This is a genomic window from Geothrix limicola (genome assembly GCF_030268085.1).
Taxonomy (GTDB): domain Bacteria; phylum Acidobacteriota; class Holophagae; order Holophagales; family Holophagaceae; genus Geothrix; species Geothrix limicola.
In genome coordinates this window covers 97811-115151 of the sequence record NZ_BSDE01000001.1, presented here as the reverse complement: position 1 = coordinate 115151, position 17341 = coordinate 97811, and the positions used below count along the sequence as shown (strand labels likewise).

Sequence of the window (17341 nt, the reverse complement as noted above, 5' to 3'; positions counted from 1 at the left end):
GACTCTTCGCATGACCTTTTGAGCCGCTGAGGGATCACCGCCCTCCGCAGATGGATCCGGAGTACCCCGTGTTCGACCTGAATGCCTTCGTCGAGAAGTTCCAACTGGCCCGCCAGACCGCGCTGGAGACCCGTCCTTCCGGCGGCCTCTGCGGCCTGGAGCTGGAGTGGAATCTCATGGATCCGCAGTTCCGTCCTCTGCTCACCGTGGGCACGGGACCGGACCGCATGTCATTCGTGGACCACCTGCGCTCGAAGGTGCTCGCGCCCTGGACCGAGGAATACCACCAGCTGGAAGTCTTCCACTGGATGATCGAATTCGTCACCAAGCCCTACCACACGCCCAAGGGCGCGGTGTACGAGGGACGCCTGCTGGAGGGCGCGCTCATCAACGCCCTGGCCAAGGCCGGGCGCGCCTTCGGAGAGCCCCTCCACTACTGGCACGGCAACCTCCTCGTGCTGCCCAAGATCGGTCCCGACTGCGTGCCCGAATCCTGGCACCTGGCCAAGCGGCGCTACCTCCAGCGCTGCGTGGACATGTACGGCACCGAGCTGGCGACGGCGGGCACCCACTCCAACCTGAGCCTGCCGGAGCCCATGCTGGCCTGGGACTTCATGCACCTGCCCGCCGCCGAGCGCGGCGACACGCACCTCGACGACTACAAGAACCAGGTCTACATCACCGGCACGCGGCTCATGCGCGCCTTCGCCGCCGTCTTCATCGCCACCAGCGCCAGCACGCCCCTGCAGGCCTCGGAAGAGAACGGCAAGCCCGTCGTGCGGCTCACGCCCTACGAATCGGTGCGCAACCTCACCTTCCCGAACCCGCCCGCCCTCGACGTGCCGGATCTCAACCGCAGCCACTCGGACTATCTGCGCCTCTCCTACGAGCTGGTGCGCAGCGGCGTGCGCTTCGGAAACAACAACTGGATCCCCGTGCGCGCCCGCTCCCAGGCCGAGCCCGTGGAGCGCCTCATCCAGGTCACCAGTGACCAGCTGCATGACATCTACGCCCGCGGCCTCTTCGCCGCCGGCGAGACGCGCAACGTGGAGGACATGGCCGCCCAGATCGAGCGCCAGAACCTCTTCGCCCGCATCGACCTGCCCATGGCCCGCGTGGAAGTGCGCACGGACGACCCCTGCCACGACCTGCGCCTCGATGTCGCCAACCTCACGCTGAAACACCTGCTGCTGCTCCGCTTCTATGGCGATCCCGACTTCGCCCGCGGCTTCCGCTACGACTCTGAGGACATCAAGCGCGCCCGCCGCAATGAGAACCTGGCCGCCAAGGAGGGCCTGAAGGCCGTCATCGAGGATCCCCTCACGGCCAAGCCCATCAGCCTCTCGGCCTTCCTGGACTGGACACTCCAGCAGATGCGACCCATGGCCGAGGCCCTGGGCCTCTGGGACGACCTGCAGCCCCTGTGCGACCTGGCCGCAGGCGCCCCCAGCACCGCCGAGAAGATCCGGCAGCGCCTGAAGGCGCGGATCGGCAGCTCGGACATCGTGCCCGCCGACCTGCTGGTGGACCTGGCCGAGGCTCGCAAGGAGCAAGTCCGCGGCGATGTGGAGACCATCACGGCCCACCTCACGGATCTGGGCGGGGAACAGGGCAAGCTGCGCGACTTCGTCGAGCACGCCCGCGACGAGGTGCACCTCGATCCCCAGGCTCCCGTGCGCTTCCAGCCCCGGCCCGAGGCCCTGGTGGAGACCGAATATCCGGACAAGACCTCGGAGGTCCTGGACCTCTCCCAGCGCCTGGTGCGCATCCCCAGCGTGACGGCCTGCCCGGAGGAGCGCGTGCCCGAAGTGCATCGCGCGGCCACCTTCGTCTACGACTACCTGCGCAACCACGGCGTACCCGTGCGCACCTTCGACGGCGGCCCCTTCCCCGCCGTGTTCGCACACTTCCCCGGCGGTGAGCACGCCCCGGCGATGCTGTGCGGCCACTTCGACGTGGTGGAGCCCGAGCCCGACGACAGCCAGTTCGAGCCCAAGATCGAAGGCGACTACCTCTGGGGTCGCGGCGCCGCGGACATGAAGACCGTCGTCTCGACCTACCTCGTGTGGATGAAGGACACCCTGAAGAAGGGCGCGCCCTACCCCCCCGTGAACCTGCTGCTGGTGGGCAACGAGGAGAATGGCGAGCTCGAGCCCATGGGTACGCCCCACGTGCTGAAGGCCCTGAAGGAGGAAGGCGGCTACGAGCCCTCCTTCTTCATCGCGGGCGAGCGCACCGGCGAAAAGGGCACCGAACTCTGGGGCGAGGTCTGCACCCAGAACCGCGGCGTGCTGCGCTTCGAGCTCGTGGCCCACGGCACCCGCGGCCACAGCGGCCTGGTGGGCGGCACCGATCTCACCGAGCGCCTGCTCAGCGCCCGCGAGGCTCTGCGCGAGCTCTTCGCCAGGCACCTCACCCTGAAGGCCGAAGGCGGCTGGCAGTCCCTGGCCCGCTTCGCCTACATCCAGGTGGGCAAGCCCGGCGTCTACAACATCACGCCGGATCGCGGTTCACTCGGCGTGGAGATCCGCCCCATCCCCCAGGATGACGTATCGAAGATGCGCGCCGACATCGAAGCCCTCGCCGCCGAGCGGAGCCTCGAGTTTGTCGCCTCCGCCTGGGAACCCGGCGTCGCCTGCGATCCCGAGAACCCCTACCTCAAGGCCCTGCTGGCAGGCATCGCGGCGGCCGGCGGCGACGTGCGCATCGGCCGCAAGGGCGCTGGTACCTCCGCTCGATTCGCGCCGGGCGGTCAGGCCGTGGTCTGGGGCCAGACGGGCATCGGCCCCCACGCCGCCAGCGAACGCCACTACATCCCCAGCATCGATCCCTACTACCGGGCGCTGGAGGCCTTCGCGGCGGAACTGCAGAAGTCCTAAGACCCCGCCTCAGAACGTAGGTCGACTCCCCGCCAGATGATCCCGATCATCCGGCGGGGAGGACTCCTGAAGCCCTTCATGACTTGGCTGAAGTTCCGGTTCTCGCTCGAGCGGGAACCGGACATGGAGCGCCGCCTCTTCCAGCCGTGGTTCCTCGCAGCCTTCGCGCTCAACGTCATCGTCCTGCTGACCCTGGACCACCTGCATCCCGACTGGCCCACCCTCTTCAAAACACCGCTGGACCGCTACCTCGACCTGGCGACGGGCTTTCTCGTGAGCGTGGTCGCCTGCATCCTCATGCTCTGGGTGGTGGTGGCCAACCATGCGCGGAGCGGAGGCGCCTCATCGAGGTAAATGCCGAACTGCAGCGCAGCCTCAACGAGATCGGTACCCTCCGGGGCATGCTGCCCATCTGCAGCTGGTGCAAGAAAATCCGCGACGACGAGGGCCTGTGGACCCAGGTCGAGCACTTCCTCGCTCAGCACACGGAGGCCTCTTTCACCCATGGCACGTGCCCCGAAAGCGCGAAGGAGCACTTCTCGACCTCCCGGCAACAGGTCGCGAAGGCCCCGCCCTCATCCGAGGCAGACTGAGCCCTGGCCTCGATTCGGAGCGTTGCGGATTTTGTGCCCGAGATCACTGTCAAAACAGATTTACCAGTTCATCCTCAGATCTGGGCACCAGGAGGAAGGCCCTTCCTTCTTCCGAAGCCCAGGAGAGTTTCATGAGTCGCGTGGCCGACCGCCTTCAGGTCGTCTTTGGAAATCCGGAACCTCAGGGCCCGACCCCCCGCCCTTTCACGGATCGGTTCACGGAGCTTCGCCGCCGGGGCCATCCCCTGTCCGTCTGCAGCTGGTGCAGCCGGGTTCGAAACGAGGCGGGGGCCTGGGTCTCCCCGGAGCGAGGCCTTCTGGAAGCGGGAGACGTGCCCCTCACCCACGGCGTGTGCCCCGAGTGCGCACGCGCGCATTTCCCGCGCCGGTCCAGCGCAGCCTAGGCCACGCGAAAGGCAGCTTGGGCAGCGCGGAAGACAGCCCTCAGAAATCCAGGTTCTCCGTGAGGCGCGTGCCGTCCTTCCGGAAGGTCTCCAGGAATCGCGTGATGCGCGCCTCGGCCTCGGCGAGGTTCTCCACTCCGAGGTTGAGGTTGAGCAGGTCCACGTACCAGGGCGCCTTCACGGCGCTCTGGACGTAGGTGCGGACGATGGCGCGGGCGATGGGCAGGGTGGTGTCCTTGGAATCGTCGTGGACATCGCGGTTGCCGGCCCGGCGCAGCTTGGCGTATTCCTCCTCCAGCAGGCGCGCGAAGAGCTCCAACGTGAAAGCCTCGCCAGCGGCGCAGCCGGTTTCGGCGTCGGCCTCCGTGAGCCGCGCGCCCTTGTGAATCCACTCCCAGAGGATGGACAGGCGGATCTCACCCGTGGCCATGTCCTCCATGAGGTAGAGCACGTCGTCGTTGCCGAAGAAGTCGGCGGGCTTCAAGGCCGCGGCCTGGAAGCCGCGCAGGAACGCGTTGCCGTACTGCAGGGCCACGGAAAGCAGGTCGCGCGCGCCCGCGATGGTGCGGGGCGCGGGCTCCAGCTGCATCAAGCCCGCGGCGTCCTCCGGCGTGTAGGTGAGGGCCGGAAAGGCGCGCCCCGCCTGGTTGTCCTGGCCTGCCCTCTCCCACACGGGACGAACGATGTGGACCATCTTCCAGTGGGCCACCCACTTTCCGGAGGCGCCCTCGCGCTGCTCCCGCTCGGCCCCGGCCACGGCCCGCTTCATGCTGGCGGAAACCCCGGCCTCGGATCCCACGGGGATGTTGGGTTCCATGCCGCCCTGCCAGAGGGCGAAGCGGCCGTTCCGATCCGGCGTGTTCATGGCCCGGCGAACGCGATCCTCGTAGGTCCGCATGTAGCCGTAGGTCATGGTGATCGAGGAGATGTTGGGATTCACGAAGGCCGGATCCCAGGACAAGGCGTCCGACACGCTGTTGATGTAGTCCCAGCGTCCGGTGTTGAAGCCGACGAAGTGGGGCGAGAGCGCCGCGCGGATCTCCATGAGCTGGAAGCACTGCTCGATCTGCTCCACCAGCACGTAGCACTTGATGGTGCCGACGGGCAGGCCCAGGTGGGCCTCCAGCGCCAGGAGGAGGCTGTTGAAGTAGGCCGCGTCCTCGGCGGTTTGCGTCTTGGGCAGGTAGAGCACGAGGCTGCGGCCCGCCTCCTGCAGCCTCCGGTAATTGTTTACGACGTACAGCACCATGTCGGCGATGGAAGCGGAGAAGCCGTGACCGGCTCGGCGGATGTGCCGGTCCTCCAGGTGCAGGCCCCGCACGCGGTAGATCACGGTGGTGAAGTCCAGCTGCGCGCGCCAGTCGGCGATGATCGGATGGCCGAAGAACCCTTGGGCCCACTGGTTCATCTCCGCGGCGACCTCTTCGGCCACCTCCAGGAAGCGCGGGTCGCGGGCGATGGCGAGCTTGAGGTTGCGGTGGTTGTCCAGCGACATCGTGTCCACCTGGCCCAGGGCGTCCTCGCCGTCGAACATCCAGCCATCGGCGCCGGAAAGCAGGGCGTAGGCGACGTTGCGCAGGCCCGAGCGCAGGTCGGAGCGCGGCTTCGTGGCCGGGCCCGTGCCCTGGATCCACTGGCGCTGCAGGTCCGGCGGAATCACCGCGCCGTCGAAATTCCCTGCGCGGGCATCGGCCACGCGGATCTGCGTGCCGGGGATGAGCGAACCGGGATCCAGGAAGCCGATGCGTTCGCCCTGATCGGCGCGGCGCTTCCGCCGGGCGAGGCGGAGGGCCATCAGCTCCTTGCGGCGCGCGTCGAGCGGGGCCAAGGCTTCCAGGGCACGGAGCACCTCCGGCGTGTAGACGTCGGCGTAATCCGCCAGCACCCCCGAACGGAATTCGAGGTCGATGGTCATCGCGGTCCTCCAATCACTGGATCAGGCTTGAATGCTTCCATTCTTCACTGAAAAGCCTGTATGAACATGCCTACCTTCAGTAGGCGGCATGCCCGGGCTGCGGCGGCTTCCACCAGGGCCTCGCCCTGGGCCATGCAGGCCTCCAGGGACATGGGTCCGGGCGTCAGGCTGGCCAGGGCGTCGATGCCGTGGGCGAGCACCTCGTCGGCGCCTTCGCCCAGGCCGCCGGACAGGCAGATCACCGGCACACCGTAGTGCTTGGCCACCTCCGCGACCCCCACCGGGGCCTTGCCCATGGCCGTCTGGAAGTCGGTCCGGCCCTCGCCGGTGAAGACCAGGTCCACGTTCTGCACCAGGGCCTCGAAGCCCGTCGTCTCGAGGACGATGGACACGCCGGGGCGCAGTTCCGCCGGCGTGAAGAAGCGCAGGCCCGCGCCCAGACCTCCGGCCGCGCCGGCCCCCGGAAGCGAGGCGATGTCACGGCCCGTGGCCGCCGCGGCGACCTGGGCGAAGACGCCGAGGGCCGCATCCAGTTCGGCGACCATGTCGGGCGTCGCCCCCTTCTGCGGTCCGTAGACGGCCGAGGCGCCGCGGGGTCCGCAGAGGGGATTGTCCACGTCGCAGGCCACCAGCAGGGAGGCCTCCGCCAGCCGCGGATCCAGGCCCGACAAGTCGATGCGAGCCAGGCGCGCCAGGGCCGCGCCCCCCTCGGGCAGGTCGCGGCCCTCGGCATCGAGGAAGCGGACGCCGAGGGCGCGCGCCATGCCGGCGCCACCATCGTTGGTGGCGCTGCCGCCCAGGCCGAGGACGATCCTGCGCAGCCCCGCGTCCAGGGCGGCTTTGATCAGTTGTCCCGTGCCGAAGCTGCTGGCGAGGCGCGGATCGCGGCTAGCCTCGGGCACCAGGGTCAGGCCCGAGGCCGCCGCCATCTCCAGGAAGGCCGTGGCGCCGTCGCCGGACACGCCCCACTGGGCGCGCTGAGGTTCGCCCATGGGGCCGCGCACCTCCGCCTCCCTAAGGCGCCCCAGCGTGGCCGCCACCAGGGCCTCCGCGGTGCCCTCGCCGCCGTCGGCGATGGGCACCTGGAGGATGACGGCCTCAGGGAACACGGCATGGATGCCCCTCGCCATGGCCTGGGCGACACCCAGGGCGGACAGGCTGCCCTTGAAGGAATCCGGGGCGACGAGGATGCGCATGCTTCCTACTTGGTTTTCACGGGGTCGGCGGGGCGCTTGGGCAGGGCCATGGGCTTCTCGGCAATGCGTTTGAGCACCTCCTGGACGCCGCGCTCCAGCTGGAGATCGTGGCCCGCCAGCAGGGAGGCGGGATCGTTCTCCACTTCGATGTCGGGGCTCACGCCCTCGCCTTCGATGATCCATTCACCCGTCGGGGCGTTGGTGCCCGAGCGGGGCACGAAGACGCTGCCGCCATCGACGAGGGGCGTGCTGCCGCCGCCCACGACGCCGCCCCAGGTGCGCTTGCCGATGAGGGGGCCGAGGCCCGCGAAGCGGAAGTGGTAGGGGAAGATGTCGCCGTCGCTGGCGCTGGTCTCGCTGGTGAGCGCCACCAGGTGGCCGTGGAAGACGGTGCTGGGGTAGGTCTCCGGGTGGTCGTTGCCGTTGCCGAAGCGGGTGCCCAGCAGCTTCTTGCCGAGGCGCTCCAGGAACATCTGGCTGGTGTTGCCTCCGCCGTTGGCGCGGACGTCGATCACCAGGCCCTCCTTGCGGATCTGCGGGTAGTACCACTTGATGAATTCGTAGAGGCCGGGGGCGCCCATGTCGGGGATGTGGAGGTAGCCCACCTTGCCGCCGCTGAGCTTGTCGACGGTTTCTTTCGAGCGCAGCACGAAGTCCAGGTAGCGGAGGTTGGCATCGCTGTCGATGGGACGGTAGGCGACCTGCCGCGCGCCCTCGAGGGTGGGCTTGGTGTTCAGCGTGAGGGTCACGCTGAAGCTCTTGTTGCGCAGCATCTGGTAGGGGTTGTCCTCGGCCTTCAGCTCCACGCCATCGATGGCCAGGATGTAGTCGCCTTCGCGGGCATCCACGCCGACTTCCGTGAGGGGGCTGCGGTACTTGGGTTCTTCGTTCTGCCCGCGGTAGATGTGGGCCAGGCGGTAGCGTCCGGCCGCGGCGTCGAGTTCGAGGCGCGCACCGGGCAGGGCCACCTTGGCGCGCTCCGGCAGCACGTAATCGCCGCCTTCCGTGTAGGTGTGGCCGATGTTCAGTTCGGAGATGAGCTCGGTGATGACGTAGGTCAGGTCCGAACGGTGCGTGACGTACTGGAGCCAGGGGCGGTACTGCTCGCGCAGGGCCTTCCAGTCGTAGCCGTGCATGTTCTTGACGTAGAAGTAGTCGCGGAAGCGCCGCCAGGCCTCGTCGTAGACCTCGCGCCACTCTTCGGCGGGGATGCGGTCGACAAAGAGCTCCTTCGTGGAGACGGTCTTCTTCTCCGTGCTCTTGGGCTTGGCGTCCAGGAGCTGGAAGGAGGCCGCGGGCCCCTGCCCCGTTCGGACCAGGACCTTGGCGCCATCCTGGCTGAGGGCCCAGCCCTGGACATCGGCCAGCAGTTCGCTCTCCTGGCGCTTCTTCAGGTCGAACAGCCAGAGGCTGCTGCCCGTCCGGCGCTGGCCGTTGATCTCGCCGTAGATGAAGGGCGCGTCCTTGGAGTAGACCAGGAAGCCCTTGGTGGCTTCGAGCCCGCTCAGGTTGTCCGCCGGCAGGGGCACCCGCGTGCCGCGCTGCTCGAAGCCCTCCCAGTCGATGCGCAGGGCCGCGGGAGCCTTCGGCGCCTCGGCCTTCTTCTCGCCGCCGTTCTTGTCGCCGTCCTCCTTCTTCTCGGACGCCGCGCCCACTTCATCGCTTTCGGGCGGGAAGGGATGGGCCACGTCCTTGCGCAGGCTGTAGGCGACCACGTCCAGGTTGCGGTTGCCCGCGTAATCGAATTCGAGATCGCTGATCTGCGGCGCGTAGTCGCGACGGCTGAGGGCGTAGAGGTACTTGCCCTCGGGATCCCAGGCGGGCTCGAAAACAGGGAAGAGGTCACCCGTGACGCGGTGCAGCTTCTGGTCTGCGAGCCCCCACACGCAGAGGCTGCGGACGCGGTTCAGGTTGCCCATGGAGAAGGCCAGGAACTGCCCGTCCGGCGACCAGGCCAGGTCGTTCACGCGGCCGAAGTCGTCCTTGGCGGCCTTGATCAGCTTGCGATCGGCCACGGACACCACGTAGATGACACCGTCCTTGTCCGTGAAGGCGATGTGCTTGCCATCCGGCGCCCAGCTTGGCGGATTGAGGGGTACCGCCAGTCCGGAGGTGAGGGCCTCTGGCTTGGCCTTGCCCTCCTGATCCACGAGGTAGAGCTGTTCCTCGCCGCTCAGGTCGGAGATGAAGGCGATCTTCTTGCCATCCGGCGACCAGCGGGCGTACTTGTCGTGGGCGCCGGAACTGTTCGTCAGGTTGCGCACGGGGCCCTTTTCGATGGGCACCGTGAACACGTCGCCGCGGGCGACGAAGAGGGCCCGCTCGCCCTTGGGCGAGAGGCTGTAGCCCTCGATGTTGCGCTCCGCGCTGATGCGCGCAGGCCGCGAGGCGCCGCCGTCCGTGGGCACGGTGATGGCGAGGCCGCGGTCGCTGCCGTCCTGCACGTTGAACACGTGCAGCTCGCCGTTCAGTTCGTAGACGATGCGGGCCTGATGGTCACTGGAGGGCCAGCGCACGTCCCACGTCTTCTGGAAGGTGAGCTGCTTCACGGCGTCGGACGCGGGATCTGCGGCGTAGAGATTCAGCGTGCCGTCTCTATCCGAGGCGAAGTAGACCTTGTCGCCGATCCACATGGGATCGCGCTCGGTGCGCGGGCTGGCGGCGATCTTCTTCTGCTGGTGCGTGGCGAAGTCGAAGACGTAGAGATCCTGCGCCCAACCGCCCTGGTAGCGCTTCCAATGGCGGAAGTCGCGGAACATGGGCGCGTAGACCATGCGCTTGCCGTCGGGCGAATAGGAGCCCGGCCCGGCCGTGGGCATGGGCAGCTTCTGGGGCAGGCCGCCCTTCAGGCTCACGGTGAAGAGCGCCGTGCGGCTGAGGACGCCGTCCGTATCCATCCCGGCGCGGAACAGCACGCTGGTGCCGTCCGGCGTCCAGCCCACCACCTGATGATCGTAGCCCCCGCGCGGCGGCAGCGGCCCCGCGGCTGGATCGAAGGTGAGCTGGCGCGGAATGCCGCCGCCGCTGGGGATGACGTAGACCTGCTCGTCTCCGTCGTACTGGCCCGTGAAGGCGATCCACTTGCCGTCGGGGCTGAACTTCGCGAAGAGCTCCACCCCGGGGTGGGCCGTCAGGCGCGTGGCCGTGCCGCCCTGGTCCGACGCGGTCCAGAGGTCCCCGCCGTAGGTGAAGACGACCTTGTCGCCGTGGATATCAGGGAAGCGGAGCAGCTTGGTTTGGGCTTCTGCGGCACCGGCCAAGGTGAAGGCGAAGACCAGGCTTCGAAGGAGGAGGACGCGTCCGTGCATGGGAACACCTCGGGGGATGGCGACCATTGTATGACGAGGTAGACGGGCCGCATCCAGGAATAACTCGCGGCCCTGGCTTCAGGCGAGGCCGGATCCGCTAGCCTGGAGGGTCATGAAGCTCCCCTGGTTCCTCATCCTCGCGCTGCCCTTCGCGCCCGCCTTCACCCTGAGGGCGGAGGAACCGCCGCCCATCGAGGTGAACCCCAACCGGCCCACCTTCGCCAATCCCGCCCTCACCACCCAGCCCGGGCTGGCCGAGCTGGAGTGGGGCCTGCAGCAGAGCCACCTGCGCGAGGATGGCCCCAGCTTCGGCACGCCGACCCTCCTGAAGCTGGGTCTGGCCAAGGATGTGGAGCTGCGCCTCTCCTGCCCGGGCTACCTGCGCCTCGCCCCCACGGGCGCGCCCGTGGCCACGGGTCTGGGCGACTTCAACCTGGCGGCCCAATGGTGCTACCTGCACGACGGACTGTTCGGCGCGGACCAGGCCGTCCAGGTGGCCCACACCTTCCCCACGGCTCCGGCCTCCCAGGGCCTGGGCAACGGCGCACCCATTGACACGCTCACGCTGCTCTTCAGCCGCGATGCGGGGGACTACCACATCGACGTGAACCTGCTGGAATCCTGGATCGGCCAGCCCTCTGAACTGGGCGGCGGAAGGGCGGCCCAGGCCGCGGGCACGGTCTCCATCACGCGCAACCTCAGCGAGGCTTGGTCGCTCACGGGCGAACTGTACGCCCTCCAGGCCACGCCCCAGAACGAGCGGATCGTCTCCAACCTCTGGTGCGTCGCCTACAAGGTGTCCAAGCGGCTGGTGCTGGATGGCGGTGTGGACGTGGGCCTGTCCCACGGGGCGCCGCGCTACACCCTCTTCGCGGGGCTCACGGTGGGCCTCGGGCGCTTCCGGAAACCATGAGCGAATCCGCCCCCCTCTCCGTCAAGCGCCTGCTGGAGCAGATCAAGGCCCGCCTGGAACCCGCCTTCGCCGCCGTCTGCGTGGTGGGCGAGGTGTCGAACTTCCGCGGTTCGGGCCGCCACTGGTACTTCACGCTCAAAGAAGAAGGCGCCTCCCTTTCCTGCGCCGTGTGGGCCGGCCAGCAGCGCTTCCTGCAGCACAGGCCCGCGGATGGCCAGCGCGTGGTGCTGAAGGGCAGCCTCAACCTCTACGTCGCCGGCGGCACGCTCACCCTGGCCGTGACCCACTGCGAGCCCGCGGGCGTGGGCGACTTGCAGGCGCGGCTGCGCCAGCTCGAAGCGGACCTGCGCGCCCAGGGGCTGTTCGATCGACCCAAGCGCCCCCTGCCCCGCTTCCCGAAGCGGCTCGGCATCGTGGCCGCCCTCGGCGGCGCGGCCCTGCGCGACGTGCTGGAGGTGACCGCCCGCCGTGCGCCGGGCATCGATCTGCTCATCGCGCCCGCCGCCGCCCAGGGCGAACGCTGCGTGCCCGAGACCCTGCTGGCCCTGCAGGAGATCCAGGATCCCTACTGGCACTGCGACGCGCTGCTGCTCGTGCGCGGCGGCGGCAGCCTGGAGGATCTCTGGGCCTTCAACGATCCCGACCTCGTGCGCGCCGTGGCGGAATGCCGGATCCCCGTCATCACCGGCGTGGGCCATGAGATCGACACGACCCTGGTGGACCTCGCCGCGGACCGCCGCGCCGCCACACCCAGCCAGGCGGCGGAACTGGCGACGCCGGACCGCGAAGCCCTGGGCGCCGACCTGCGCCGCCGCGTCGAAGCCCTCGCCGCCAAGACGGCCTGGCGCCTGCGCGGCCTCGAGACCACGCTGAACCTGCTGACGGACCACGGCCTCCAGCGCGCCGATCCGCTGGCTTCGGCGGCCGCGCGCTTCGCCGCCCTCTCCCAGCGCCTGGCCCTGGCCCATCCCAGCCGCGGCCTGGACGGCGCCGCCGCGCGGATGGCCCTGTTGCGCCACCGCCTCGCCCGCGCCGGATCCCTGGCCGCGGGGGAACTGGACCTGCCCCGGGTGCGCGAGGCCCAGCGGCGCCTGGGCCCCGCGATCCTCCGCGCCCTCCAGCAGCGCGACCACCGGCTCGCCGTGCAGGCCGAGCGGCTGCAGGGCCTCGATCCCACGGGCCCCCTTTCGCGCGGTTTCGTGCTGGCGCTGGGGCCGGACGGGAAGCCCGTGACCCGGGCCCTGGCCCTGCCCCCCGGGGCCGCCCTGCGCCTGCGCTGGCGGGATGGCGAGCGGAAGGCCACGCTGGACTGATTTTTCTAGCGGGTGTGTTACGTTTTAACAAACACCTGATGCTTAGAGCCTGTCCTCGTTCCGGAGAACAGCTCGCATTCAAGTGGAGGACAGACCCGCATGTCCAACGACCCTCAGCCCACGTCTGCCCCTCCTGAGGGAAGACGGATTCTGGAACCCGGAACCCAGATTGGGCGCTTCCGCGTGGAATGCCTCGTGGGCACGGGCGGCATGGGCGAAGTCTACAAGGCCTGGGATTCCACGCTGGAACGCAGCGTCGCGCTCAAGGCGCTGAGGGCCGGAGAAGAGCGCGAGGCCGGCGCGCCCGAGCGGTTCCGTCGCGAAGCCCTCGCCCTGGCGCAGCTGAACCACCCGAACGTATGCCTCGTCCACGATTGGGTGGATGGCCCCAGCGGCACCTACATCGCCATGGAGCTGCTGGAGGGCCAGACCCTCGATCAGATCGCCCCGACACTGAAGGTTCGCGAGAAGCTGCAGGTGATCCGCTCCGTGGCCCTGGCGCTGGAAGCCGCGCACGCCAAGGGTCTGGTCCACCGCGATCTCAAGCCCCGCAACATCATGGTGGCGCCCGGAAGCGGCGACCAGGGACCCAAGGTGAAGGTGCTCGACTTCGGCCTGGCCCGCCTCACGGATCCCCAGAACCCCGGCGAATACCAGCTCACGCCACCCGCTGTGTCGAACCTCGCCCTGCTGCAGGCCCTCGCCGAAGCGGAGCAGAAGCGGAACGCCGACCGGCGCGACACGGCCGCCAATCCCATCGAAGGTGCCTGGCGCGACGCCTCCGGGCCCCACAGCTGGGAGAAGCTCACCCAGGCCGGCGTCTTCATGGGCAGCCCCAGCTACGCCTCGCCCGAGCAGATCCAGGGCCAGGCGGCGGGCCCCGCCAGCGACGTGTTCTCCATGGGCATCGTGGCCTGGGAGCTGCTGGCCGGCGAGCACCCCTTCCCCGGCGAGGGGCGGATCCGCATGCGGGCCATCGTGGAAGGCGCGCGCCGCGAACTGAAGGTGCGTGGCCTGCCCTCGGGCACGGCGGATCTCCTGCGCGGCATGCTGGATGCCCATCCCTTCAAGCGGCCCAGCGCGGCCAGGGTGGCCGAACGACTGGGCCGCCTGCTGAAGCCCCGCACCCTGCTCCGCTGGACGGCCGCCTCCACGGTCGCGGCCCTGGCGCTCGCCGGCGGCGTGAACTGGTTCCTCAGCCGCGGAATCATCGCCGACCTCGCGAAGGAGCGCCCCGCGCGGCTCGCCGTGCTGCCCTTCGTGAACCAGACGGGCGACCCGCGGATGGACCCGCTCATGCGCCTCGTGCTACCGGAGATGCTGGAGGCCGCGCTGCGCGAGCATCCCAAGCTGGCGCCCCTCGATCCGGAAAGTGTCGTCAGCGCCCGGAGTACGCTCCATCTCGCGGCGGATGGGCCCCTCAGTTCCGCGGACCTCGCGCGGCTGGCCTCGGCCCTCGGCACCCAGCTGATGCTGCGGGGCACCCTGAAGAAGGGTCCCGATGGCGCCTTCGTCGTGGCCTACGAATTGATCGATGCGAAGGGAACGCTCCGCCAGGGGGGCGAGGCCCGCGAAGGCGGCCAGGGCGCCGAGGCCTCGCTGCCCCTGGCGCGGCAGGTCGTCAACGACCTGCTCAAAGCCGTCGATCCCTTCGCCTCCCGCACCTCACTGCGGCGCCTGCCGGACCTGCCCGCCAAGGCCCTCGAGGCCTATGCCCGCGGCGCCGAGTGCATGGACCGCGGCGACTTCAAGGAGGCCGCGCCGGCCTTCCGGGAGGCCACCCAGTGGGCCCCGGATTACGCGCCCGCGGTGCTGATGTACGCCCGCTGCCTCAGCCGCCTGGCGGACGTGCCGCCGGAACCGGTGTTCCAGTGGGCGCGCTGGGTGGCGCGGGCCCAGGGAAACCGCGTCTTCGAGATGAGGGCGCTGCATCACCTGTCCATCCGCTACGGCGACCGCGGCCAGTGGGCGGCCTCGGACCAGACCTGCCGCGAGGCCCTGGAATTGGCCCGGGCGCTGGGTGCGACGGATTTCGAGGCCGGGGTGCACGCGACCCTCGGCGTGAACCTGCAGCGCCAACACAAACCCGGGGAAGCCGAGGCCGCCTACCAGGAGGCCCTGGCCATGTACCGCTCCGCCGGCGACAAGCTGAGTGCCACGCGGGTGCTCAACAACCTGGCGGTGATCGAGCGCGAGCGCGGCAACCTCAAGGGCGCCGAGGCCCGCTACCTGGGCGCCCTGGAGACCGTGCAGAGCTACGGCGACAAGTGGGGCGAATCCTTCCTCACCAACAACCTCGGCGACCTGGCGCTTTCGCAGGAGGGCGGGCTGGATCGCGCCGAAGCCTTCTTCCGCAAGACCCAGAGCCTGCGCGAAGCCATCGGCGATCAGAACGGCCTGGTCTATACGCTCATGGGCCTCGGCAGCGTCGCCCAGGCCCGGGGCGACCTCGACCGCGCCGAAGGCCTCGTGCGCCAGATGCTCGAACTCGCGCGCAAGACCACGCTGCGGCCCATGGAGGCCCTCGCCCTCTACAACCTCGGGGAGCTGAACCGCACGGCGGGCAAGTACGAAGCCGCGCGCGACTGCTACCGGCAGTCCCTCGCCCTTCACGAGGAACTGAAGGATGCCCTCATGGAGGCCCACTGCCTGGCGGGCGAGGCCGAGTGCATGGCCCGGGACGGACGCCGCGGCATGGCCCGGGCCCTCCTCGACCGCAGCCGCACCCTCTCCACGGAGGAGACCCCGTACATCCTGCGGGCCGAAGGCTGGCTGGCGCGCAGTGAGGGCCGCAGCGACGAATCGAAGGCGCTCTTCGACAAGGCCCTCAACGCCGCCCGGCTCCAGGCCCCCGAGATCGTGCGGGAGCTGAAGGACGTGTCAGCCCACTAGTCCGCGGCTGAGGATGAGCAGGGTCAGGTCGTCCGCCAGCGGACGCCCATCGGCGAAGGCCACCACGTCGGCGAGGATGCTGCCCTGCAGATCCTCCGAAGGGCGCCGCAGCAGCGCTTCCAGACGCGCTTCGCCGTAGAAGCTGTCGTCGGGGGCCTGAGCCTCCGAGAGTCCGTCCGTGTAGAAGATCAGGCTGTCGCCGGGCTCGAGGATGCCTTCGTCGAGTTCCAGCGCGGCCCTGAACTGGCTGGCGCTGAGGCCCACACCCAGGCCCCGCGGGTGCAGGCGTGTCACGCGTCCGTCTGCATGGCGCAGGAAGGCTGAAGGGTGCCCCGCCCGCACGAACTGGTAGCGGCCCGAGCGCGGGTGGAAGGTGCCGTAGGCGAGGGTGAGGAAGAGGCGCCGATCGTGGCCCTGGCACCAGATGGCGTTGAGGCGGTCCGCCACCTCCAGGGGGCCGAGCAATTGCTTGTCGAGGGCCGACAGCACGCCCTTCGTTTCCGCCGCGTAGAAGGCGGCGCTCGTGCCCTTTCCGCTCACGTCGAGGATCAGGAAGGCCAGGCTTCCGTCTCTCAGGGGGAACACATCGTAGTAGTCCCCGGCCACTTCCCGCGCCGGAAGAATGGTGGCGCGCACGGAGGGCATGCGCAGCGCCTCCAGATCCGGCAGCAGGCGCATCTGCACCTCGCGGGCGACGCGAAGTTCCTCCTCCATCCGCAGCCGTTCCCCGCGCTCCGCGTCCGCCGCCTGGAGCTGTTCGGCCATTTCATTGAAGGCCGAAGAAAGCTGGGCCACCTGATCCTTGCCGCGGGGCCGGATGCGCGCCGAGAAATCGCCGAGGCTGAGCCGCTTCACGCCCCCGTGCAGATCGTTCACCGCACGGCCCAGGGACCAGGCCAGCAGCAGGCCCAGCACGGCGGCCATGGCCTGGGCAGTGGCCAGGCCCATCATCACGAGCACGACGACGATGATGGACTTCACCGTGCCGGATGAAAGGGCCCCCCGCTCGCTGGAGCGGAACCCCGAGAACAGCGCATAGAGGTTCGTTTCCGGCGTGGCCGTCAGCACCATGGGCTGGCCTGTGGACCAGTCCATGAGCTTGAACGCCATGGGCGGCAGATTGAAGGGCGCAAAGAATCCCGTGCCTTCGAGGGCCTGCCCCTTGGTCCAGGAGATGGTGCTGTCGTCCTGGGCTTCCAGGATGGGCGTCACGCTCCGGGTCTGCCCTCCCGCCTCGACTTTGAAGTCTCGGGCCTTCTTCCGCTTCACCTGGTACGCCAGGTCGAAGCGCACCTGTCCGCCCGCGAGGGCCTGGGCGCGGTCGCCGAGGACGCCGAGGCCGAGGGACAGCACGCGGAATCCGCCGGCTTCCTTCTGAACGGCCCGCAAATACGTATCCTTGCGCAGCTCCTTGCCACTTACCGCGTGACCGTCGGCCCAAACCACGCCGACGAAGGTGGACGGCACACCCTCGGGCAGAGTCTGGACGTGTTCGACCCAGGCTTCGCCATAGGTGCGCAGGGCCTGCAGCGCCGTGGCATCAGAAGGTTCGCGATTGGCGACCCTCAGGGCGTCCTCCCAGGCGCTCATCGTCTGCTGGGTGGAGCGGCTCACCTGGGCGCCGAGGCCGAGCCAGCCCAGGGACATGAGCATCAGGGCCATGGCCGCCACGGGAAGCACCGACATCAGGGCGAGGATCACCCAGAGGCGCCGCGACACGCGGAACAGCAGCTTGACCCAGATCCAATGCAGGCCCCGGATGACCAGTACGGTTCCGCCCACGAAGGCGAAAAAGCCTGCGCAGCCGGAATCCACCGGAGGCAGGGACAGCGCCAGACCGACGACGAGCAGCGCCCAGGGCCAGTGCCGCCGGAACCGGAAACCGGCCCAGCCGCGGCGAAGGAGATCCCCGAGCGCTTGGAACATGG

General features: G+C 69.2%; 10 protein-coding genes. 6 read left to right on the top strand and 4 right to left on the bottom strand.

Annotation, left to right across the window (positions count from 1 at the left end; translation table 11 throughout):
- The first annotated feature begins 68 nt into the window (after nucleotides 1–68).
- The 3 genes from QSJ34_RS00515 to QSJ34_RS00505 all read left to right on the top strand — a co-directional run bounded on the left by QSJ34_RS00515 (nucleotide 69) and on the right by QSJ34_RS00505 (nucleotide 3472).
- Nucleotides 69–2879: a M20 family metallopeptidase gene (locus QSJ34_RS00515; protein WP_285568881.1), complete on the top strand. Its 2811-nt coding sequence runs from the start codon at nucleotides 69–71 to the stop codon at nucleotides 2877–2879.
- Nucleotides 2880–2957: 78 nt separating this feature from the next.
- Complete coding sequence (locus QSJ34_RS00510; RefSeq protein ID WP_285568878.1) at nucleotides 2958–3233, top strand: hypothetical protein; 276 nt, start codon at nucleotides 2958–2960, stop codon at nucleotides 3231–3233.
- A 47-nt stretch (nucleotides 3234–3280) separates the two neighbouring features.
- A complete protein-coding gene (locus tag QSJ34_RS00505) occupies nucleotides 3281–3472 on the top strand; it encodes a hypothetical protein (protein ID WP_285568877.1) in 192 nt (63 codons plus the stop codon).
- 444 nt (nucleotides 3473–3916) lie between these two features.
- On the opposite strand, the gene QSJ34_RS00500 is transcribed toward QSJ34_RS00505, so the two are convergent.
- Genes QSJ34_RS00500 through QSJ34_RS00490 form a run of 3 tightly spaced genes read right to left on the bottom strand, consistent with a single transcriptional unit; the run spans nucleotide 3917 to nucleotide 10295 of the window.
- The gene (locus tag QSJ34_RS00500; protein ID WP_285568875.1) at nucleotides 3917–5791 is read right to left on the bottom strand and encodes an aldolase/citrate lyase/malate synthase family protein; all 1875 of its coding nucleotides are present in this window, start codon (nucleotides 5789–5791) and stop codon (nucleotides 3917–3919) included.
- 44 nt (nucleotides 5792–5835) lie between these two features.
- Complete coding sequence (locus QSJ34_RS00495; protein ID WP_285568872.1) at nucleotides 5836–6987, bottom strand: glycerate kinase; 1152 nt, start codon at nucleotides 6985–6987, stop codon at nucleotides 5836–5838.
- 5 nt (nucleotides 6988–6992) lie between these two features.
- Complete coding sequence (locus QSJ34_RS00490; protein WP_285568869.1) at nucleotides 6993–10295, bottom strand: S41 family peptidase; 3303 nt, start codon at nucleotides 10293–10295, stop codon at nucleotides 6993–6995.
- Nucleotides 10296–10407: 112 nt separating this feature from the next.
- Here QSJ34_RS00490 and QSJ34_RS00485 point away from each other — a divergent pair, with 112 nt between their 5' ends.
- The 3 genes from QSJ34_RS00485 to QSJ34_RS00475 all read left to right on the top strand — a co-directional run bounded on the left by QSJ34_RS00485 (nucleotide 10408) and on the right by QSJ34_RS00475 (nucleotide 15413).
- A complete protein-coding gene (locus QSJ34_RS00485; protein WP_285568867.1) occupies nucleotides 10408–11208 on the top strand; it encodes a transporter in 801 nt (266 codons plus the stop codon).
- A complete protein-coding gene (gene xseA / locus QSJ34_RS00480; protein ID WP_285568864.1) occupies nucleotides 11205–12521 on the top strand; it encodes an exodeoxyribonuclease VII large subunit in 1317 nt (438 codons plus the stop codon). The genes QSJ34_RS00485 and xseA overlap by 4 nt, the downstream gene beginning before the upstream one ends.
- Before the next feature lie 99 nt (nucleotides 12522–12620).
- A complete protein-coding gene (locus QSJ34_RS00475; protein WP_285568860.1) occupies nucleotides 12621–15413 on the top strand; it encodes a protein kinase domain-containing protein in 2793 nt (930 codons plus the stop codon).
- Here QSJ34_RS00475 and QSJ34_RS00470 read toward each other — a convergent pair.
- Nucleotides 15402–17339, bottom strand: a complete 1938-nt coding sequence (locus QSJ34_RS00470) for a PP2C family protein-serine/threonine phosphatase (RefSeq protein ID WP_285568857.1) — start codon at nucleotides 17337–17339, stop codon at nucleotides 15402–15404. The two genes, QSJ34_RS00475 and QSJ34_RS00470, sit on opposite strands and share 12 nt — an antisense overlap.
- Nucleotides 17340–17341: the final 2 nt, after the last annotated feature.